At 72.1% G+C, this 20,326-nt stretch carries 20 protein-coding genes; 10 read left to right on the top strand and 10 right to left on the bottom strand.

Translation table 11 applies throughout. The features are described 5' to 3' along the window. Positions 1-32: 32 nt before the first annotated feature. Positions 33-929: a TIGR03619 family F420-dependent LLM class oxidoreductase gene (locus tag E9934_RS15380; protein ID WP_136563782.1), complete on the top strand. Its 897-nt coding sequence runs from the start codon at positions 33-35 to the stop codon at positions 927-929. Beyond that, entirely contained in the window at positions 926-2,101 is a 1,176-nt protein-coding gene (locus E9934_RS15375; protein WP_136563781.1) for a hypothetical protein, read from the top strand. The genes E9934_RS15380 and E9934_RS15375 overlap by 4 nt, the downstream gene beginning before the upstream one ends. A gap of 144 nt (positions 2,102-2,245) precedes the next feature. Here the strand turns inward: E9934_RS15375 and E9934_RS15370 are convergent, their stop codons facing one another. Continuing rightward, positions 2,246-3,094: an aldo/keto reductase gene (locus E9934_RS15370; RefSeq protein WP_136563780.1), complete on the bottom strand. Its 849-nt coding sequence runs from the start codon at positions 3,092-3,094 to the stop codon at positions 2,246-2,248. Between the two features lie 79 nt (positions 3,095-3,173). Between E9934_RS15370 and E9934_RS15365 the strand changes: the two genes are divergently transcribed. Both E9934_RS15365 and E9934_RS15360 read left to right on the top strand, forming a co-directional pair. Beyond that, entirely contained in the window at positions 3,174-3,968 is a 795-nt protein-coding gene (locus E9934_RS15365; protein ID WP_136563779.1) for an SDR family oxidoreductase, read from the top strand. Beyond that, a complete protein-coding gene (locus E9934_RS15360; RefSeq protein WP_136563778.1) occupies positions 3,965-5,119 on the top strand; it encodes a sulfotransferase family protein in 1,155 nt (384 codons plus the stop codon). Before E9934_RS15365 ends, E9934_RS15360 begins: the two co-directional genes overlap by 4 nt. Before the next feature lie 259 nt (positions 5,120-5,378). On the opposite strand, the gene E9934_RS15355 is transcribed toward E9934_RS15360, so the two are convergent. After that, a complete protein-coding gene (locus E9934_RS15355; protein ID WP_136563777.1) occupies positions 5,379-5,738 on the bottom strand; it encodes a VOC family protein in 360 nt (119 codons plus the stop codon). Positions 5,739-5,852: 114 nt separating this feature from the next. Here E9934_RS15355 and E9934_RS15350 point away from each other — a divergent pair, with 114 nt between their 5' ends. After that, positions 5,853-6,308, top strand: a complete 456-nt coding sequence (locus tag E9934_RS15350) for a hypothetical protein (RefSeq protein WP_136563776.1) — start codon at positions 5,853-5,855, stop codon at positions 6,306-6,308. A gap of 13 nt (positions 6,309-6,321) precedes the next feature. Here E9934_RS15350 and E9934_RS15345 read toward each other — a convergent pair whose 3' ends face one another. From E9934_RS15345 to E9934_RS19695, 3 genes are read right to left on the bottom strand one after another with little or no spacing between them, the layout of a single operon-like run. Next, a complete protein-coding gene (locus E9934_RS15345; RefSeq protein ID WP_238694992.1) occupies positions 6,322-7,752 on the bottom strand; it encodes a cytochrome P450 in 1,431 nt (476 codons plus the stop codon). Between the two features lie 55 nt (positions 7,753-7,807). Then, entirely contained in the window at positions 7,808-10,783 is a 2,976-nt protein-coding gene (locus E9934_RS15340; protein ID WP_158295023.1) for a helix-turn-helix transcriptional regulator, read from the bottom strand. Positions 10,784-10,830: 47 nt separating this feature from the next. After that, positions 10,831-11,004 (bottom strand): hypothetical protein, encoded by a 174-nt coding sequence (locus E9934_RS19695; RefSeq protein WP_158295022.1) that lies wholly within the window; start codon positions 11,002-11,004, stop codon positions 10,831-10,833. Between the two features lie 105 nt (positions 11,005-11,109). On the opposite strand from E9934_RS19695, the gene E9934_RS15335 reads away from it, so the two are divergent. Together E9934_RS15335 and E9934_RS20490 are read left to right on the top strand one after the other, a co-directional pair. Next, positions 11,110-11,832 carry a nitroreductase family protein gene (locus E9934_RS15335; RefSeq protein WP_136563774.1) on the top strand — a complete coding sequence of 241 codons (723 nt, stop codon included), beginning with the start codon at positions 11,110-11,112 and terminating at the stop codon, positions 11,830-11,832. Beyond that, positions 11,832-13,811: an ABC transporter ATP-binding protein gene (locus E9934_RS20490; RefSeq protein ID WP_136563773.1), complete on the top strand. Its 1,980-nt coding sequence runs from the start codon at positions 11,832-11,834 to the stop codon at positions 13,809-13,811. The genes E9934_RS15335 and E9934_RS20490 overlap by 1 nt, the downstream gene beginning before the upstream one ends. Positions 13,812-13,899: 88 nt before the next feature. Here E9934_RS20490 and E9934_RS15325 read toward each other — a convergent pair whose 3' ends face one another. The 4 genes from E9934_RS15325 to E9934_RS15310 all read right to left on the bottom strand — a co-directional run bounded on the left by E9934_RS15325 (position 13,900) and on the right by E9934_RS15310 (position 16,867). Continuing rightward, entirely contained in the window at positions 13,900-14,718 is an 819-nt protein-coding gene (locus E9934_RS15325; RefSeq protein ID WP_136563772.1) for a hypothetical protein, read from the bottom strand. After that, entirely contained in the window at positions 14,715-14,927 is a 213-nt protein-coding gene (locus E9934_RS15320) for a hypothetical protein (RefSeq protein ID WP_136563771.1), read from the bottom strand. Before E9934_RS15320 ends, E9934_RS15325 begins: the two co-directional genes overlap by 4 nt. A gap of 207 nt (positions 14,928-15,134) precedes the next feature. Continuing rightward, positions 15,135-15,779, bottom strand: a complete 645-nt coding sequence (locus E9934_RS15315) for a response regulator (RefSeq protein ID WP_202977338.1) — start codon at positions 15,777-15,779, stop codon at positions 15,135-15,137. Next, complete coding sequence (locus E9934_RS15310) at positions 15,776-16,867, bottom strand: sensor histidine kinase (protein ID WP_136563770.1); 1,092 nt, start codon at positions 16,865-16,867, stop codon at positions 15,776-15,778. Before E9934_RS15310 ends, E9934_RS15315 begins: the two co-directional genes overlap by 4 nt. 34 nt (positions 16,868-16,901) lie before the next feature. Between E9934_RS15310 and E9934_RS19690 the strand changes: the two genes are divergently transcribed. Genes E9934_RS19690 through E9934_RS15300 form a run of 3 tightly spaced genes read left to right on the top strand, consistent with a single transcriptional unit; the run spans position 16,902 to position 19,113 of the window. Then, positions 16,902-17,339 carry a hypothetical protein gene (locus tag E9934_RS19690; protein WP_158295021.1) on the top strand — a complete coding sequence of 146 codons (438 nt, stop codon included), beginning with the start codon at positions 16,902-16,904 and terminating at the stop codon, positions 17,337-17,339. After that, positions 17,336-17,818 (top strand): TrkA C-terminal domain-containing protein, encoded by a 483-nt coding sequence (locus E9934_RS19685; protein WP_158295020.1) that lies wholly within the window; start codon positions 17,336-17,338, stop codon positions 17,816-17,818. The genes E9934_RS19690 and E9934_RS19685 overlap by 4 nt, the downstream gene beginning before the upstream one ends. Then, positions 17,815-19,113: an ArsB/NhaD family transporter gene (locus E9934_RS15300; protein ID WP_338036708.1), complete on the top strand. Its 1,299-nt coding sequence runs from the start codon at positions 17,815-17,817 to the stop codon at positions 19,111-19,113. The genes E9934_RS19685 and E9934_RS15300 overlap by 4 nt, the downstream gene beginning before the upstream one ends. Here the strand turns inward: E9934_RS15300 and E9934_RS15295 are convergent, their stop codons facing one another. After that, a complete protein-coding gene (locus E9934_RS15295) occupies positions 19,114-20,277 on the bottom strand; it encodes a PucR family transcriptional regulator (protein WP_136563768.1) in 1,164 nt (387 codons plus the stop codon). Positions 20,278-20,326: the final 49 nt, after the last annotated feature.

Below are 20,326 nucleotides of genomic sequence, written 5' to 3'. Positions count from 1 at the left end.
CAGATTTGTAGAACACGTTCTAGTCTGGCGCGATGCGCTTCTCCTTCGCCGAGGGCATGACCCACGCCGGCTACTACGCCCCCCTCGCCCAGGCCGTCGAGGCCTCGGGCTACACCTCGATGACGATCGCGGACAGCGTCATCTACCCGGAGGTGTCGGACTCGAAGTACCCCTACACCGACACCGGGGACCGCGAGTTCCTGCTGGGCAAGGAGTTCATCGAGACCTTCATCCTCTGCGCGCACCTGTTCGCGGTCACCTCGACGCTGCGCCTCACCCCCTTCGTGCTCAAGCTGCCGATCCGGCCGCCGGTGCTGGTGGCGAAGCAGGCATCCTCGCTCGCCTTCCTCTCCGGCAACCGGCTCGGCCTCGGTGTCGGCCTCTCGCCGTGGCCCGAGGACTTCGCGGCCATGGGCGTGCCGTGGGAGCGGCGCGGCAAGCGGATGGACGAGTGCATCGACATCCTGCGCGGCCTCATGCAGCCCGGCGACGAGCCGACGTTCTTCGACTACGCCGGCGAGTTCTACGAGATCGACTCGCTGCAGCAGTGCCCCGCCCCGACCGAGAAGGTGCCGCTGCTCATCGGCGGCCACTCCGACGCCGCCCTGCGCCGCGCCGTCCGCAAGGGCGACGGCTGGATGCATGCCGGCGGCGACGGCGAGGAGCTCGACCGCCTGCTCACCCGGCTCGCCGAGATCCGCGCCGAGGAGGGCGACACCCGCGGCCCCGACGAGTTCGAGATCCACGTCATCTCCTACGACGCCTACACCGTCGACGGCATCAAGCGTCTCGAGGACAAGGGCGTCACCGACTGCATCGTCGGCTTCCGCGTGCCCTACATCAAGGGCCCGGACACCGAGCCGCTCGAGACCAAGATCAAGCACATCGAGCAGTACGGCGAGAACATCATCGCGAAGGTGAACGGATGAGCGAGACCGGGCCCTCGGCGTCGTACGGCCTGACCGGGCCGCTCCAGGAGGCGATCGCCGAGGCCGAGGAGCTGATCGCGAACGCGCCGTTCATCCGCACGGAGGCCGACCGCCTCGAGGGCTACGACTATCTGTCCGGCCGGATCCGGATGGCGTTGCAGACGGCCTTCGACTACGACCTCGAGCAGCCGCTGTTCATCAATCCCACGCACCAGTTCTCGCGCCAGGGGCTCGACAACCCCGACGCCGTCTACTTCCACGCCTACCTCCGCGAGGGCGTGGAGTACGTCGTCAGGGGGCGGCGCGGGACGTCGGCCGACCTGTCCTTCCAGGTGATGGGCGGCACCTACAGCGCCGACTCCGCCGCCACCTCGCTGATGGCGTTCGACGAGCGGGAGCTCGACATCGCCGAGGACGGGACGTTCGAGTTCACCTACGTGGCCGAGCCGGGCGCCAAGACCCTGATCGTCCGCGAGGTCTTCAACGACTGGGAGACCGAGGCGCGCGGCACGCTCACGATCGAACGGACCGACACGATCGGCCAGCCGCGCCGCGAGCTGTCGCTCGACACGATGCGCAAGAAGTACGAGGTCGCCGCGCGGTCGCTGACGGGCTCGGTCCAGACGTGGTTCGCCTTCCCGCACTTCTTCCAATACAAGGAGCCGGTCAACACCCTGACCGTGCCCGCCTCGACGCCCGGGGGCCTGTCGTCGCAGTTCTCCTCCATCGGGCACTACGAGCTCGCCGAGGACGAGGCGATGGTCGTCACCGTGCCGCGCTGCGACGACTGCACCTACCAGGCGATCCAGATCGGCTCGGACTGGTATGCCTCGACCGACTACGAGACCCACCAGACGTCGCTCACCAAGGCGCAGGCGTCCAGCGACGACGACGGCCTGATGCGCTTCGTCATCTCCGAGCGACCGCCCGGGCCGGACGGGACGCCCGTCGCCAACTGGCTGGAGACCCTGGGCCACCGCACCGGCTCGATCATGCTGCGCTGGCAGCAGCTCACCCGCGACCTCGGCCCGGACGACGGGCCGGTGGTGGAGATCGTCAAGACGTCCGACGTCCCGCGGGTCGTCCCCGGGTTGGTCGGACTGTCCGTCGAGGAGTACGCCGACCGGATCGCCGCGCGCCAGCGCGCCGTCGCGCGGCGGATGATCAGCTAGGGCGGGTTGTCCTCTCCCCCTGGTGGTCGAGGAGCCCCGCGAGGGACGAGCGGGGCGTCACGAGACCCCTGTGCTCACCTCGCGGAGGTGGCTACGGACATCTCGTGACGCTCGCTGCGCTCGCTCCTCGATGACCATCGACGATCAGGCGGGGATCCAGTCGAAGGTGTCCGGGTTCGGCCCCTGCCGCCCCACCTCGCCCCGGTCGAGGGCGACCAGGCTGTGGACGTCAGCGCCCGAGAGCGAGAAGTCGAAGATGTCGGCGTTCTCGGCCAGCCGGGCCTTGCTGAGCGACTTCGGGAAGACGATGTCGCCGCGGTCGATGGCCCAGCGCAGCAGCACCTGCGCGGGCGTCTTGCCGTGCTTGTCGGCGAGAGCCGTGACGACCGGGTCGGTCAGCTCCCCGCCACCCTGACCCAGCGGCGACCAGGCCTCCACCTTCGCGCCGTGGCGCGCAGTCGCGCCTCGCGCGACGTCGTTGGTGAAGTAGGGGTGCGCCTCGACCTGGTTGACGGCCGGGACGACGCCCGTCGCCTCGACGATGCGGTCGAGGTGATCGGGCTGGAAGTTCGAGACGCCGACCGAGGTGGCCAGGCCCTCCTCGCGCAACTCGAGCAGCGCCTCCCACGTGGAGACGAAGTCGCCGTCGTACTGCGTGGGCAGGGGCCAGTGGATCAGGAGCAGGTCCACGCGGTCGAGACCGAGCTTCTCGAGCGAGACCCGAGCGGAGTCCTTCGCGTCGGCGGGTCGGTGTCGGTTGTTGTTGATCTTGGTGGTGACGTAGACGTCCGCACGGGCCAGGCCGGACGCGGCGATGGCGGCGCCGACGCCCTCCTCGTTGCCATACATCTGGGCCGTGTCGACGTGGCGGTAGCCGATCTCGAAGGCGTCGGACACCACGCGCTCGGTCTCGGCCGGCGGCACCTGCCAGACACCGAGGCCGAACTGGGGGATGGAGGTTCCGTCGTTGAGGTCGATCGTTGGAGTGCTCACCCTTGGTGCAACGACGCGCGCCGGAGACTATTCCGACGAACCCTTCCCGAAAACTGAAACACGTTCTAGTCTGTCCGCCATGGTGGATCTGCTGACCGACAAGGTCGTCGTGCTCTCTGGTGTCGGCCCCGGCCTCGGCCGCTCGCTCGGCGAGGAGGCCGCGAAGATGGGCGCCGACCTGGTGCTCGCCTCCCGCACGCCCAAGCGTCTGGAGAAGATGGCCGAGACCGTCCGCGCCCACGGCCGCCGCGCGCTCGTCGTACCGACCGACATCACCGACGAGGACCAGCGCAAGGCACTCGTCGAGGCCGCTCTCGACGAGTTCGGCCGGGTCGACTGCCTCATCAACAACGCCTTCGGCATCCCGCCGATGGACCCGATCTCCACCCTCGACCTCGAGGGCCTGCGCAACGCCAACGAGACCAACGTCTTCGCACCGCTGCGCCTGTCCGCCCTCTTCGCCGACGCCCTCGCGGCGACCGACGACAAGGTCGGCGGGTCGATCATCATGGTCAACTCGTGCGTCATCTACTCCAGCCAGCCGGAGTACTCCGGTTACAAGCTGTCCAAGGGCACCCTCGAGCACCTCGCCCAGTCGCTGGCCACCGAGCTCGGCCCGCGGGGCATCCGCGTCAACAGCGTGGCGCCGTCCTACATCTACGAGGACGTCAACAAGGCCTACTTCGACTGGATCGCCTCCGAGTCCGGGCGCACCCACGAGGAGGTCTATGCCGAGAAGGCCGAGCCGACCGACCTCAAGCGCCTCGCCACCCCCGACGAGGTCGCCCGCGCCGCGCTCTTCCTCGCCTCCGACCTCGCCTCCGCGGTGACCGGCCAGATGCTGAACGTCGACTGCGGCGAGTTCCACGCATGAACCAGCGCGAGCGCGGCGACGTCGGCTCCTTCGAGGACATCTGCGCCGCCGCCGTCCGCACCACCGGTCTCGAGGACTTCGGCTTCGCCGACGCCCCCGGCCACGAGGAGGCCTTCCGGATCCTCGTCGACGACCTGGGCTCGGCCGAGGCCGGCCTGACCGGTGTCGGCAACTACTTCATGCGCTCGCAGGTCAAGAGCGCGCTCGTCGCCCGCCAGCTGACCCAGGCCCGCTTCGCGGAGTTCCCCCAGCACGCCGACGTGGCCATCGAGCGGCCGATCTTCGTGGTCGGCCTCCCCCGCACCGGTACGACGGCCCTGAGCCGCCTGCTCTGCGCCGACCCCGGCCACCAGGGACTGGAGATGTGGCTGACCGAGTTCCCGCAGCCGCGCCCGCCGCGCGAGACCTGGGAGCAGGACCCGATCTTCAACGCCATGCAGGCGGCCTTCCAGCAGCACCACATCTCGAACCCCGAGTTCATGGGCATCCACTACTCCGACGCCACCGAGCCGGAGGAGTGCTGGCGGGTGCTGCGGCAGACCGGGAAGTCGCTCGGCTTCGAGTCGCTGGCCCACGTGCCGGCGTACTCCGCCTGGCTGGCGACCCAGGGCTGGAACGACGCCTACGAGCGGCACAAGCAGAACATCCAGCTGATCGGGCTCAACGACACCGACCGCCGCTGGGTCCTCAAGAACCCCTCGCACCTGATCGCGATGGACGCGCTGCTGGAGGTCTATCCGGACGCCCTCATCGTGATGACCCAGCGCGACCCGGTCACCTCGGTGGCCTCCGCCTGCTCGCTGTCCGCCGAGGCCACCGACGGCCACTCGACGACCTTCGTCGGCGAGACGCTCGGCCGCGACCAGCTCGGCCACCTGACCCGCCAGTGGGACGCCTTCTGGCAGGCGCGCGAGAAGTACGACGAGAAGCAGTTCTTCGACGTCGACTACCGCGGCTTCGTGCAGGACCCGGTCGGGACCGTCGGCTCGATCTACGACGCCTTCGGCCTCACCTGGAGCCAGGCCGCCCAGGACAAGGTGCGGGCGCTGGACGAGGAGTCCCGCAACGGACCCCGCCGCCCCTCCCACACCTACGACCTCGCCGACTACGGCCTGACCGAGGACGAGGTGCGCGCCTCCTTCACCCGCTGACGCGAAGGTCGGCGGGTGCTCGGCGCCTGCGGCGCCGGACGGGACGACCCCCGCCGGCGCATCGGGGTGCCCTCGGCCGGCAACCAGGGTCAGCCGCACAGGACGGTGGCCGAGGGCGGGGTCCCCGCTCTCCGCCGCCGGGGGTCGGCACGGGAGGCGCCGCAGGCTCCGAGCCACCAACCACAGTCCGCCCGAAAGGCACAGCGGTCTCGAGACGGCCGTGGCCGGCCTCCTCGACCACCAGGGGCGGGGCGCCGACCTACACCCGACAGAGGCAGAACGGGTGGCCGGCGGGGTCGAGGAAGACCCGGAAGTCCGTGCCCGGCTGGTGCTCGTGCTTGACCGCGCCCAGGGCCAGGGTGGCGGCCTCGGACTCGTCGAGGTCCACGACGTCGACGTCGAGGTGGATCTGCTGCGGGTGCTCCTGACCGGGCCACTGCGGCGCCCGGAAGTCGTCGACGCGCTGGAAGTGGATGTGGTGCTCTCCGGAGGAGATCGTCGCCCATCCGCCGTCGGTGGCGACCTTCGGCGGCCAGCCGAGCAGGGCACCGTAGAACTCCGCCATCCGGGTCGGGTCGGGACAGTCGAGGACGAACTGGGGGCTGAAGGCGATCGGCATGTCCCCACCATAGGCACGGTCGGCGACACCGGTCCTGCACCGATTTCACGCTCCCCTCCACAGGCCGGACGGGGCCGGGTTTCACGGTGCCGGGTTGGCGCCGAGGCTGCCGGCATGACCACTGCACCCCATGCCCCTCATGTCGAGATCGCCCTGCCCCGCTCCTGGTCCTCGGAGCGCGACCCTGCGCGCGGACTGCTCGCCGCAGCCCGCTCGCGGGAGGTGCCGCCGAGCGGCTTCGCGCCCGAGCTGACGCTGCACTCCACCCCGGTCGAGGCCACGCTCGAGGAGTGGCGCGCCGCCTCGATCGCCGACCTGGCCGGTCAGGTCGTCGACCTGGACGTCGAGGACACCGACACCTACGACGTCGACGGCGTCGCGGTGTCCTACGTGCGCTTCGGCCACCGGGTCGGCGGGCGGGACGTGGTCTCGGAGCAGTGGGCGTGGCGGGTCGACGGGGTGGGGGTGACACTCACCGGCACGGTGGCGCGGGTCGACTACCTCGACTACGGCGACCTGTTCGAGGAGGTGGCGGCGACGGTGGCGTTCGTCGGCGACCGGGCCGCGTGAGCGGCTGCGGGTGTCAGCGGCGAGCGGCCACCCGGATCCGGGCGCCGCGGCGCGGGACACTGGTGATGTTGCGGACCTTGGGCACGTCGGTCCCGAGGGCGGTGACGTCGTAGCGGCCGAAGATCTCGCGCAGCACCTCGACGCCCTCCATCAGCGAGAAGCCGGCGCCGATGCAGCGGCGCACACCGCCGCCGAACGGGATCCACACGTTGAGGGCCGGCACCTCGTTGCCGTCGGTGGCGAGGAAGCGCTCGGGCCGGAAGACCTCGGGGTCGGGGAAGTTGGCCTCGCGCTGGTGGCTGTAGATGATCGAGGGCCCCACCGTCGTACCAGCCGGGAGGTCCCACCCGCCGACGGTGGCGGGCTCCATCAGGGTCCGCACGACCATCGGGATGATCGGGTGCAGCCGCATGGCCTCCTTGAGGACGGCCTCGAGCCAGGCGTCGTCGCCCTCGTCGACGGCGCGCTGGGTGCGCTCGAGCAGGTCGGGGCTCCGGCCGACCTCGACCAGGGTCCACGACAGCGCGGACGCGGTCGTCTCGTGGCCGGCGAGCAGCAGGGTCACCAGCTGGTCGCGGAGCTCGGTGTCGTCGAGGCCCTGCTCCCCCTCGGCCTCGGCGGCGGCGGAGGCGAGCAGCAGGCGGCTCAGCACGTCGGTGCGCTGATCGAGGTCGCCGGCGCGACGGCGCTCGCGGATCTCGGCGTACATCAGCCGGTCGAGCTCCACCTGGTTCTCGACCGTACGACGCCAGGGGCCCAGCTTCTGCAGGCGCGGGTAGGCCCAGCCGAGCAGGATCGCGGGGCTGATGTCGACGGTGCGGTTGACCGCCGGCCGCAGCCGGGCGAGGCGGGTCTCGTCGGTGACGCCGAAGACGACGCGGAGGATGACCTCGAGGGTGAGGGAGTTCATCCGCTCCAGGGAGCGGAACTCCTCGCCGTCGTGCCACCGTCCGGCCTCGTCGGCGGCGACGGAGGCGACCATCGAGCGGTAGCCGCGCAGGGCGTGGCCGAGGAAGGCGGGCATGATCAGCTTGCGGGCGCGATGGTGCTCGCGGCTGTCCTGGAGGAGCAGGGAGTGCTCGCCCATGATCGGCCCGAGGATGGAGTTGCCCTTGCCGGCGTGGAAGATCTCGGGGTCGCCGGCGAAGATCTCCTTGGTCACCTCGGGGGTGGTGAAGAGCACCAGAGGTCGGTTGCCGGGGACGAGGTTGAGGGTGAAGGCGTCGCCGTAGCGGCGCTGGAGCCACGGGTGCAGCTGGTGACGGAAGCGCATGAGGGCGACGGTCTGCGCGAAGGCGGGCCAGCGCGGGCCGGGCGGCAGGGCGTCGAAGGACGGCGCCGGGGTGTTGCCGCCGATCGCGCTGGTGCGGTGGAAGCGGCGCATGGTCAGCGCCCGGGTGTCGTCGTCCGCGCCGGGAGCGGGCGGGCGGATGTCGGTCGTCACCGCTCGAACGTACCCGCTCACGGCCCCGGCGTCAGCGGGTCAGGCGGTCACATCGTCAGTCGAGCAGGCCGTCGCGGCGAGCGATGGCGGCGGCCTCCGTGCGGGTGGCGGCGCCGAGCTTGGCGAGAATGTTGGAGACGTGGACGCTGGCGGTCTTGGTGGTGATGTAGAGCTGGCGTCCGACCTCGCCGTTGGACCGACCCTCGGCCACGAGGGCGAGGACCTCGCGCTCCCGGGAGGTGAGCTGCCCGGCCGGGGCGTCGGTGCGAGTCCGGGACGCGGAGGTGCTGACGGAGGTGCTGGCGGAGCCGCCGAGCAGGCCCGGTGCGCGCAGGGCGTCGGCGATCCGACGGGCCGCGGTCTCCTCCTCGTCAGCGCGGGTGGTCTCGCCGACCAGGCGCAGGACGGCGGCCCGGGTGGCCCTGATCCGCGCCTCCTCCGGGAGGTGGCCGTAGGCACGTGCGGCGTCGAGGGTCCGGTCCCAGCTGTCGAGGAGGTCAGCGCGGGCGACGTCATTGCCGGCGAGCCACCGGAGCCGGGCGTGCTCGGCGTCGACGCGGGTCGACCACATCTCGCCCTCGGGTCCCCAGCCGCGGCCCGTGCTGCGGAAGAAGGTGCGGACCTCGTCAGCGTCGTGGGCGAGCCGGTCGGCGTCCGCGACCAGGGTGGCCCTGCGGACGGCGGAGGCCGTCGGCGCGGCCGCGGCCAGCGCGGCGAGGGTCTGCGCCGCGAGCCGCACCCGGGCGCCGAACTGCTCGCTCCACAGCCGGGAGAGCACGTCGACGACGTCGGCGTAGGTCGCCAGCGCAGCGTCGGCGTCGCCGCGGCGGGCCTGTTGCTCGAGCGCGATGCCGGCGGCATAGGTCGCGATCCCGCCCTCGTCGGGCCAGAACCGGCGCAGACCGGCGAGCTCGGCGTCGACGTCCTCGCCGCGGGCGGAGCGGACCGCCAGTCGGGCGCAGTCGACCATGCCGCGCGGGATCGGCGGGCCGGGCAGCGCGTCGAGCTCGGCGACCATGGCGAGGAGAGCGTCCCAGTCGCCGGTGGCGTAGTGCACCCAGGCCAGCTGCCACCGGGCCTCGAGGCTGAACGGCGCCCAGTGCAGTCCGGCCGCGCTGCTGCGCTCGATCGCGGACGTGAACCACCGGGCTGCGTCCGCCCACTCGCCGGCGTCGTGGTGCGACCGCCCGAGGAGCCAACGGGCTCGCAGCTCGGCCCGGAATGCCCCCGCGTCGATGGCGCGCTCGGTGGCCCGCTCCAGGGAGCGGCGCAGCTCCTCCTGGGCGGTGCCGGTGACGGTCGAGACCCGGAGGCCGCTGAGGGTGGTGACGAGCTCGGAGGCGAGCACCGGCATGGCCAGTCGCTCGGCGATCCCCAGCGCCTCGGTGGCGACCGCCGCCGCCTCGTCGATGCGGTGGGGGACCTGACTGCCGAGCAGGCGCGCCAGCATGGCCAGCGCCTTCGCCCGCACGGGACTGTCGCCGTCGGGGGCGACGGCGACGGCCTCGGTCGCGACGTCGAGGGGGTCGATCTCGGAGTCGGTGACGGCGAGGGCGTCGGCGTACTCGACGAGCAGACGGGCCCGGGCGGTCGTCGCGGCGTCGGGAGGGAGCTGGGCGAGCTGGGCGGCGAGCAGGTGTCCGGCACGGACGCCGTGCCCGGCGGTGGTGAGGGCGCTGGCGGTCCGTACGACGACCTTGGAGTGGTCGATCCCGAGCCGCTCGCGACGCTCGGGGTCCTCGAGCAGCTCCATCGCCTGCTGGAAGTGGTCCGCAGCCTCTTCCGGACCGCCGACGGACAGCGCCTCCTCCCCGGCCGCGAGCGCGGCGGTCACCGCCCGGTCGAGATCGTTGGCGCGGCGGGCGTGCCGGGCGAGCTCGGCGGCCGTGCCGGCGGCGGCGCCGTCGGCGAGGACCTGGGCGCAGCGGGCGTGGAGGCGCACGCGCTCGCCGGGCAGCAGGTCGTCATAGACCGCCTCGCCGAGCAGGGCGTGCCGGAAGGCGTAGCGCTCCCCCGTGGCCTCGAGCACGTGCATCTCGACGGCCTGCCGGAGCGCGGCGTCGACGACCTCGGCCGGCAGGCCGGAGGCGGCGACGAGCAGGTCGTGGCTGACGCGCCGCCCGGCGACGCTGGCGGCACGGACGACCTGACGGGCGTCGTCGCCGAGCCGGTCGAGCCGCACCAGGAGGAGGTCGGCGAGGTCGGCGGGCACCTCTCCGTCGGGGCAGGCGCCGGAGGCGACGAGTTCCTCGACGAAGAAGGCGTTGCCCTCGGCTCGCTCCACGATCCGGCTCACGGCGTCGCCGTCGAGGGCGTCGGCGGCGAGGGCGCCGACGAGCGAGCGCACGACGTCGTCGGGCAGCGGCGCCAGCGCCTGGCGGGCGACCTGCGGGAGCCGCGACCACTCGGCGAGGTCGCGGCGCAGGGGGTGGCGACGGTGCAGGTCGTCGGAGCGGTAGGACGCCACGATCGCGACGGGCGCGTCGAAGGGGCGCGTGACGAGGAAGCCGAGGACCTCACGTGTGGAGGCGTCGGCCCAGTGCAGGTCCTCGAGCACGAGCAACAGCGGGCTGTCGAGCGCCGCCGCCTCGAGCATCGCGTGGACCGCGACGAAGGTGGCGCCGCGATCGGGCGCATGGGCCAGGTCGTCGGAGGTGGTCGCCTCCGCCGCTCTCGTACGACGCCCGGGCAGCAGCCGTTGCAGCGCGGGATGCCGCTCGGCGACGCCGGCGACGACATCGGGGTGGTCGGCGACCAGGCGGCCGAGCACCTCGCTGAACGGCAGGTAGGGCAGGGCGCTCTCGCCGAAGTCGAGGCAGTGCCCGGCGAGCACCTGCCAGCCGTCGGCCAGCGCGTGGTCACGCAGGGTGCGCAGCAGGCGGGTCTTGCCGACGCCGGCGTCGCCGGCCAGGAGCACCGCACGGCGCGCCGTCGGGGTGCTCTCGGCGCCCGCCACCTCCGCGAGCACGGCCCGCACGTCGGCGAGCTCGGCATCGCGCCCGACCATGGTCGGGCTGCTGTGGACGGGCACGACACCCATCATGGCGTGCGGCTCCGACAGTCCGCGCCCGATGAGGGTCAGAGGAAGCCCCGCATCACCGTGTAGTCGGGGGTCACGTAGCGGTCGTGCGCGTTCTCCAGGCGACGCTGGCCGCGGCGCGACAGGAGGCGGCGCGCGCTGCGCTGGCGGGGGTAGTCGTTCTCGGCGAGGAAGTCGTCGCCGCTGGTCTGTTGGCGGGTCTCGTGGCTCATGCCTCGAGACTGGTGTCCTGAGGTAGGCCCGCACATCGGGCGAGTGCCTTAGAGATCCCGACCGGTGCCACCTCATCCTTCCAAGGTGTCTCCTAGGCTGGGCCGGTGGAGTTCAGCGAGGTGGTCCGGACGCGCAGGATGACGCGCGCCTACACCTCCGACCCGGTCGACCCGCTGGTCGTGGAGCGCGCCCTCGAGCACGCCACCCGCGCGCCGAGCGCCGGCTTCTCGCAGGGCTGGGCGTTCATCGTGCTCGACACCCCGGAGGCGGTCGGCGGCTTCTGGGCCGCCCAGACCGATGCCGCACTCCCCGGCGGCGAGCCCGATCGCTGGCTCGCCGGGATGATGTCCGCGCCGGTCGTGGTCGTGCCGTGCAGCCGCCGCGACGCCTACCTCGACCGCTATGCCGAGCCCGACAAGCAGCGCGCACGACTGGGCGACCGCGACGAGAGCCGCTGGGCGATGCCCTACTGGCACCTCGACACCGCGATGGCCTCGCTGCTGATCCTCCAGTCGGTGACCGACGCCGGTCTCGGGGCCTGCTTCTTCGGTCTCGTCCCCGACCGCGTCGACGCAGTCCGCGCTCAGCTGGGCCTTCTCGACCCGCCCGACACCGCCGAGGAGGAGGCGCCGCATCCCGTCGGCGCCATCACGATCGGCCACCCGGCCCCCCGGGCGACGGGCGCGCGGGGGTCGGCGAGCCGGCGGCGTCGTACTCCCTGGCAGGAGGTGGCGCACCGCGGCCGATGGGGCGCCGGCTGGACCGCAGCAACCTCAGCGGCCACCTCACCGGCAGCTCAACCGTCCGACAGCGGGACCGGCGGCTGATGCCGCGTCCCAGCCCGGTCGTCACCCACCTCACCGCGAGCGACCTCGCGGGCACCGCGCCGGTCCTGCCGCGCGTGGCCCGGATGCTGCGGCCCTATCGCGGCAAGATCGCGATGGTCCTGGTCGCCGTGGTCGTGTCCGCGGCGTTGCAGTCGGTCGTGCCGTTCCTGACCCGGGCGGTGTTCGACGACGCACTGTTCCCCCTCGACGGCGGCGATCCGCGGCTCGACCTGCTGGCCTGGCTGGTGGCGGGGATGTGCGCGATCCCGGTGGCGACCGCGCTGATCGGGATCGGGCAGAACTGGCTGACCTCGACCGTCGGGAACTCGGCGATGGCCGACCTGCGCGGCGACCTCTTCGAGCACCTGCAGAAGATGGAGCTGGCGTTCTTCACCGCCACCAAGACGGGCGCGATCCAGTCCCGCCTCGCCAACGACGTGGCCGGGGTCCGCACCGTGCTGACCGACACGGCGACGACGATCGTGCAGAACTCCGTCACGGTGGGTGCGGCGTTCGTCGCGATGGTGGTGCTCTCGTGGCAGCTGACGATCCTGACGCTCGTCCTGATGCCGCTGTTCGTGGTGCTGCAGCTGCGGGTCGGGCGGCGACGGCAGCGGTTGGCGCGCCGGACGCAGGAGTCGCTGTCGGAGATGACGGCGATCACCGAGGAGGCCCTGTCGGTGAGCGGGATCCTGCTCGCCAAGGTGTTCAACCGCTCGGCGGCCGAGGTCGACCGCTATCGCGAGGCCAATCGCACCCAGACCCGGTTGCAGGTGGAGCAGGCGATGACCGGGCGCACCTTCTTCGCGGTGGTGCAGACGTTCTTCGCGATCACGCCAGCCCTGATCTACCTGGCGGCCGGCTGGATCATCACCGGCTCGCTGCCCGTCGGCGAGGACCAGCTGACCGCGGGGACCCTCGTCGCGTTCACGACGCTGCAGGGGCGGCTGCAGATGCCGCTGATGCAGCTGATGCGGGTGACCCTCGACGTGCAGACCTCGCTCGCCCTCTTCCGGCGCATCTTCGAGTACCTCGACCTGGAGCCCGCCATCACCGAGCGTCCCGGCGCGGTCGCCCTCGACCCCCGGACCGTCCGTGGTCGCGTCGAGCTCCGCGGGGTGAGCTTCCGCTACCCGGAGGCCCGCTCGCTGTCCGGGACCGCCGACCGCGACCGCTTCGGCGACACGGGCGTCCGCATCGGGGTGGATGGCGACGGCCAGCGCACCGAGGCAGCCGGGGCTCCGGAGCCGTGGGCCCTGCAGGACGTCTCGCTCGTGGTCGAGCACGGTCAGCTCGCCGCGATCGTGGGCCCCTCGGGCAGCGGCAAGACGACGGCGACGTACCTCGTGCCGCGGTTCTACGACGTCACCGACGGCGCCGTGCTCATCGACGGCCACGACGTCCGCGACCTCACCCTCTCCTCGCTCGCCGACGCGGTCGGCATGGTGACGCAGGAGCCCTATCTCTTCCACGGCACGATCCGCGACAACATCGCCTACGCCCGGCCCGGCGCGACGGCCGACGAGATCGAGCAGGCGGCGCGCGACGCCAACATCCACGACCGGATCACGGGCTTCCCCGCGGGCTACGAGACCGTCACCGGCGAGCGCGGCTACCGCCTCTCCGGCGGCGAGAAGCAGCGGCTCGCGATCGCCCGCGTGCTGCTCAAGGACCCCGCGATCCTGATCCTCGACGAGGCCACGTCAGCCCTCGACAACGAGACCGAGCGCCTGGTCCAGGAGGCGCTGGAGCGTGCCACCCGCTCCCGCACCACGATCGCCATCGCCCACCGCCTCTCGACGATCCGCTCCGCCAGCGTGATCTTCGGCCTCGAGGACGGCCGCGTCGTCGAGCAGGGCACCCACGCCGACCTCCTCGCCGCTGGCGGCCTCTACAAGCGCCTCTATGACGAGCAGTTCTCCCGCGAGCCGCACGGCCGGGTGTCCTGCGACGACCGCCGCGCCGACGTCCCGCTGTGAGTCGCCGTTCGGGGTAGTCCCTGCCCAAAAGCACCGAAATGGGCCTCAAATCGGTGCTTTTGGGCAGGGACTATCTCCGGAGACGGCCTCAGCCGATCCGGTAGCGCAGGAACCTCGACCGCTGGTGGTCGGAGAGCGCCCGGCGCGTGGCGACCGTCACGGTGGATGTCCACCGCGGTGGCGGATCGGCGACCCACGACCGTTCGCCGGTACGACGCCCAGCACTCTCGTAGGCGAGGTGGAGCCGCGCCAGGAAGTCGCCGGGCCGGTCACCTGACAGCCAGCGCACCATTTCGATCCCGTGAGCGACGAACAGCTCGTCCCGCGAGCGGTCCGCGCGGCGCTGCTCGCGACCGAGGTGAGTGACGCCGTCGTAGTCGGCCGCGACACCTGCCGCGACGTCGATCAGGTCCGGGGTGCCGATGTGGCGGCCCCCGCGGTCGAACAACGGGAGGTTCGACCGCGGCCGCGCGCCCTCGACGCCCAGCTGCCAGGTCAGTCGCATGGCCGTCTCCCGCGGCGACCACGAGTTCTCGTCGCCCAGCGCCAGCGCCTCGCGTGCCTGCGGCACGCCGGTCCACGACGACTGGTGCCCGATGATCGCGGCGACCTCCGTGAGAGAGACGAGGTCGGAGTAGGCGGCCATGTCCAGCGCGATCACGGCCTCTCGAAGGGTCTCGGCATACCTCATTGCGAAGGAGACCGACCAGGCTGGCGACGTGACCGGGATGCCGTCAACGACACGGATGTGAGCGGGTCCGACTCCCTCCCCGCACACCGTGAAACCTTCCTGGGCATCGACGTCGAAGGTGCTGATGAGCAGTGGCACCGGGAGGTGCCCACCGTCCGGACCGATGCCCGCGAACCACGCGCCGCCCATCCACCGCAGCGCTGCCCAGCCGGTCACCGCGTGCCCGGGCCTGATGCGGCAGCGGCCTCGACGATGCGCTGCTCGACGTTGCCGCGGTCGGCCGTCGCCGGGACATAGAACCCGAAGCTGGACCGGCGGTAGCGAGAGCGGTTGCGCGCCTGGCCGCGCGTGGGTCCCCGAACCCCGGACGGGTCGAGGCGGACCGGTCGCACCAGTCCCGGACGCGGCTGCTCCCACTGCACCATCCCGGCAGCGTGCGTCGCCCCTGCGACACGGTGGCCCTGCCCGTCGTACCGCCTGTGAATGGCGTCCTTCCTCCACAGGCCACTTGCCCCGAACGTGGCTCGCGGCCGGCGCACCGCTGGGATAGTCCCTGCCCAAAAGCACCAAAAAGGGCCTCGTTTCGGTGCTTTTGGGCAGGGACTATCCCCAACGACGAGCGACCCACCACCTCACGGCTCGACGAGGCCCGCCCGGATGGCATAGCGGGTGAGCTGGGTCCGGTCGTTCATGCCGAGGCGGGCGAGGATGTTGGAGCGGTGCTTCTCGACGGTCTTCTCGCTGATGGTGAGGAAGCGGGCGATCTCGCGGGTGGAGCGGCCCTCGGCGATGAGCTTGAGCACCTCGTCCTCGCGGGGGGTCAGCACGGTCTCGGGCACCCGGTCGCCACGGGCGAGCCGGTCGAGGTAGTCGCGGACGATCGCGCCCATCGCGCCCGGATAGACGAACGCCTCGCCACGCATCGCCGCCCGACACGCCTCGACGAGGTCCTCGTCGACGACGGACTTGAGGACATAGCCGCTGGCACCGAGCTTGAGGGCCTCGAAGAAGTACTGCTCGTTGTCGTGCATCGACAGCATCAGGATCCGCGGCGGCTCACGCCGGCGGGCGATCTCGCGCGCCGCCTGCAGACCGGTCATCGTCGGCATCGCGATGTCCAGCACGACCAGGTCGACCTCCTGCTGGCGCAGCAGGGCCACGGCCTCGGCCCCGTCGGCGGCCTCGGCGACCACCTCGATGTCCGGCTGCTGCTCGAGGATCAGTCGTACGCCGCGCCGCACGAGCGCATGGTCGTCGGCCAGCAGGACGCGGATCACCGGCCCTCCCCCGCCGACGACGACCCTGACGGCCCCGCCGACGCCGAGACCGAGACCGGGATCCGCAGCCGCACCGTGGTGCCGCGCTGGCCCGTGGTCATCTCGACCGCACCACCGACCAGCGCGGCCCGGTCGTGCATGCCGGCCATCCCGGTGCCCGCGACCTGCTCCGGCGTGCCGCCGAGACCGCGGCCGTCGTCGGCCACCTCGAGCACGAGGTCGGAGCCGATCCGCAGCAGCGAGAGGTCGACCCGGCTGGCGTCGGCGTGGCGCACGACGTTGGTCAGCGCCTCCTGCGCGACCCGGTAGACGACGATCTCCGCGTCGGCGGTGAGATCGGGCAGCCCCGGCGCGAACGTACGGCGGACCAGTGGGCCCCCGTGCGCGGCGACATCGGTCGCCAGCGCAGCCAGCGCGGCCAGCAGGCCGAGGTCCTCCAGCACGCCGGGGCGCAGCTCCCGCGCCACTCGTCGTACGTCGTCCAGACCGGCGCGCGCACTCTCCCGCAGCAGCGCCAGCTCGGATCGCAGCCCCTCAGGCGCGAGGTCCTCGACCTGCTTGAGCCCGAGCAGCACCACGGTCAGGCTCTGCCCGATCTGGTCGTGCAGCTCGCGTGCGATGCGGTGCCGCTCGGCCTCCTGGGCCGCGAGGGCCTGGGCGTTGGCGGCGCGCTGCTCGCTCTCCAGCCGGTCCAGCATGGCGTGATAGCTGCGCACCAGCCGGGCGCCGGGTCCGTCGCCGGTGGCCTCGATGCGTTGCCCGACTCCCCCGATCTGCACTCCTGCCATCTCCCGGATCACCCGGTCGACGGGCCCGAGCGCGGTGCGCAGCAGCAGGGCGGTGACGGCCAGGACCAGGGCGAGGCCGACGACGAGGACGATCGCCTCGGAGACGACGACCTGGCGCGAGACCCGGGCGGGCGACAGCAGCAGCACGACCGCCGCGGCGCACAGCACGGCCCCGTTGATCAGGCAGACCTTCCAGTAGAGGGAGGAGTTGAGGAGCCGCACGCCCCCACCTTCGCCGACGACGTCGTCCACGACCAGCGAATGGGCGTCGATCGCGCCGAAATGGGGGGTAGCACCCATACCGCCCCGGCCCCTCCGCAACAAGGCTGGAAGCATGCCGCCCGCCCTCGCTCGTCTCCGTCGCGCACTCGGCCGCTGGACGACCGACTGGAGCGACGGATCCCGTCCCCGGGGCGAGGGCGGCGGCAGCCAGGTCCTGCGGAACGTGCCGCTGATGACGCGAGCCCGCACCGTCGAGGACGCCGACCTGCGGCTGCTGCTGGATGCGCGCCTGTCCTCACCGACCCTGTCCGGCGCGGACCTCGAGCGGGTCGCCCTCGCACTGATCGTTCCCGCCGCCGCGGAGTGGGTACGACGCCAGCGGCTCGACGCGCTCGCTCACTCCCACGGCCGGCGACTGCCGGAGATCGAGGAGGTCGTGGCGCTGCCGCTGCGGGGCCTGGGCGCGGAGCTCCTGTCGATCGAGGTCGTCGCCGCCGAGCACCTGCTGGCCTCGCCGTCCGGCGACGACGCCACCGGAGCCGACGCATGAGCGCCGGCCTGGAGCTGGCGATCTCGGCCGGGATGCTGTGTGCGGCGATCGGCTTCGCCGTCGGCCTGGCGATCGGGCGGGGGCGGCAGCCGCGCTGGGCGGAGAAGGGCAGCTTCGTCCACAAGGTGTCGATCGGCTTCGCGACGCTCGACCGGATGGACGGGGTGCTGTTGCGCTTCGAGGTGGAGCCGGAGTCGCGGCTGGCGGGGGTCGAGGTCGACGAGCTGAGGCTGCCGCCCGGTGCGGCGGTCTCGCTCATCACCCGCGGCAAGGACGCGCTCGTGCCGACGGGCCGCACGACGCTCCGCACCGGTGACCACGTGCTCGTGGTGACCGCCCTCGGCAGGGTCGAGGACGTCGAGGATCGGCTGCGATCGGTCAGCAGGTACGGCCGGTTGGCGGGCTGGTACGAGTCGCTCGAGCCGATGAGCTCCGCGCGGGCGCTCGGTGTGACCCGTGTCGGGAGCGGGGCGGCGTGATCCTCACCTCCGCCGCCCTGTCCATCTTCATCGTCGCCTATGCCCTGATCGCGACCGAGCGGGTCCACCGGGTGGCGGCCGCACTCGGCGGTGTGGCCGCGATGGCGGTCGTCGGCCTGGTGGACGCGGAGTCGGCCTTCTTCGACCACCACACGGGCATCGACTGGAACGTCATCTTCCTGCTGTTCGGGATGATGATCATCGTCGGTGTCCTCAAGCAGACCGGGCTGTTCGAGTTCCTGGCGCTGTGGGCGGCGAAGCGGTCGGGCGGCGACCCCTACCGCCTGCTCGTCCTGCTGGTGCTCATCAGCGCGACGGTCGCCCCGATCCTCGACAACGTCACCTGCGTGCTGCTGGTCGCACCCGTCACGCTGTCGGTGTGCCGCCAGCTCGGCCTGCCGTCCGCGCCGTACCTCATCTCGCTGATCCTCGCCTCCAACATCGGCGGCACCGCCACGCTCATCGGCGACCCACCCAACATCATCATCGGCAGCCGGGCGGGCCTGAGCTTCCTCGACTTCCTCGTGCACTCCCTGCCGCTCACGGTCATCCTGCTCGCGGGCTTCGTGGTGATGGCGCGCTGGCTGTTCCGACGCGACCTGCGGCATGAGGTCGGGATCGGCGGCGACGTGCTCGCCGACCTGCGCCCGGCCGACGCGATCACCAACATGCGGATGCTGGTGCGCTGCCTGGCCGTGCTGGGGCTGGTCATGGTCGCCTTCAGCCTCCACACCGTCCTCCATCTCGATCCGTCGATGGTCGCGATGCTGGGCGCCGGCGCGACCGTGCTGGTCTCGCGCACCGAGCCCGAGGAGTTCCTCGAGGAGGTCGAGTGGGGCACGCTCGCCTTCTTCATGGCGCTCTTCGTGCTCGTGGGCTCGCTCGTGCAGGTCGGGATCATCGGCCGCATCAGCGAGCTGGCCGCCGAGGCGATGGGCGACCGCGAGCTGCTGGCGTCCACGGTGCTGCTCTTCGGCTCCGGCGTCGTCGGCGCCTTCGTCGACAACATCCCCTACACGACGGCCACCGTCCCGATCGTGGAGGAGATGGTCGCTGCGACGCCGACGTCGGGAGCGGACAGCCCGCTGTGGTGGTCGTTCGTCTTCGGCGCCGACCTCGGCGGCAACGCCACCGCGGTGGCCGCCGGCGCCAACGTCGTCGTACTCGGGATCGCCGCCAAGGCCGGCGAGCCGATCAGCTTCTGGCAGTTCACCAGGTACGGCGTCGTCACGACCGTCGCGACCCTGCTCGTCGCGTGGGGCTACGTCTACCTGCGCTACTTCGCGCTGGCCTGATCAGGGACTGGCGCCCGGAGCACCCGCGAGTCCGAGGATCCGGAGGCACTCGAGCGCGACATAGAGCTCGGCGGCGTCGACGGGCCGGGCGAGGTCACGGCCGGTGACCTCCTCGAGTCGGCGGATCCGGTAGCGCACGGTGTTGCGGTGCACGTGCAGCTCGCGCGCGGCCGCGGACGTCGAGCCCCCAGCGGCGAGCCAAGCGCGCGCGGTGTCGACGATGACGGCCCGGTCCTCGGGCGCCATCGCGAGCACCGGCGCGAGGACAGCGCCGACGAGGAGCTCGGACTGCTCCAGACTGCTCGCCAGGAGTACGGCGAGGGGCCGCTCGCCGTAGCGCACGACCTCGGTGCTGCCGGGAGTGGCCGCGGCCAGTGCCACCCGGGCCTGCTGTCGCGCGAGCGGGATGTCCGTGAGCCGGTCGACGGGGTCGCTCAGCCCGACCCGGGAGGTGGCGATCTCGCCGAGCCATCTCGCGACCTCGTCCAGTGGCGGGGGGTCGCGGACCGCGACGATGCCCTCGTGGTGGTCGTGGTCGAGGCGCCAGGCGGAGGCGAGGTTGCGCTGGCGCAGCAGGCGCTCGACGCCGGGCAGGCTCTCGGCGCCCGGCTCGTCGGCCTCGGCCGACACGACAACGAAGCGCGTCGAGCCCGCGAGGCCGAGGATCTCCGCGGCCCGGCCCACCTCGCCCGCCGCCGTGGCGCTGTCCAGCAGGTCGGCGACGGCAACCGCGCGCATCTGGCCGTCGCGGCGCACGCGATCGACGACGGCGCCACGGTAGGCCTCGGTGACGGCGGCGGCGAGCTCGTCGCTGACGGCCCAGATGTCAGCGGCGGCCAGGAGCAGCACGTCGCGGTCTTCCGGCCCGCCGCGCTCGACCATGAGCTCCCAGATGAAGCGGGCGCCGACCCGGTAGGCCTGCAGCACCATGGCATAGGGGACGCCCTGGTCGGCGCGCTGGGCGCCGGTGCTGCGGGGGATGTCGAGGCGGGCGTCGACGCCGGCCAGGTGGCTGCGCACGTAGTGCATGTTGGTGACGCACGACCGGTCCAGCTCGCCGGCGGCCACCACGTCCTCCGCGGCATAGGCCGGCACGTCGGTGCGGATGCGGGCGGCCATCTCGCGACCGAGCTGGTCGACCTCGTCGAGGAGCTCGCGACTCATCGCTCGCACCTGCGGGGCGACCTCGACTCCGACCACGGGCTCACAGTAA

The sequence above is a fragment of the Nocardioides caeni genome (assembly GCF_004912195.1).
Classification (GTDB): domain Bacteria; phylum Actinomycetota; class Actinomycetes; order Propionibacteriales; family Nocardioidaceae; genus Nocardioides; species Nocardioides caeni.
Note: the sequence above shows the minus strand (reverse complement) of the source record. Positions and strands in the feature narration are given on the sequence as shown.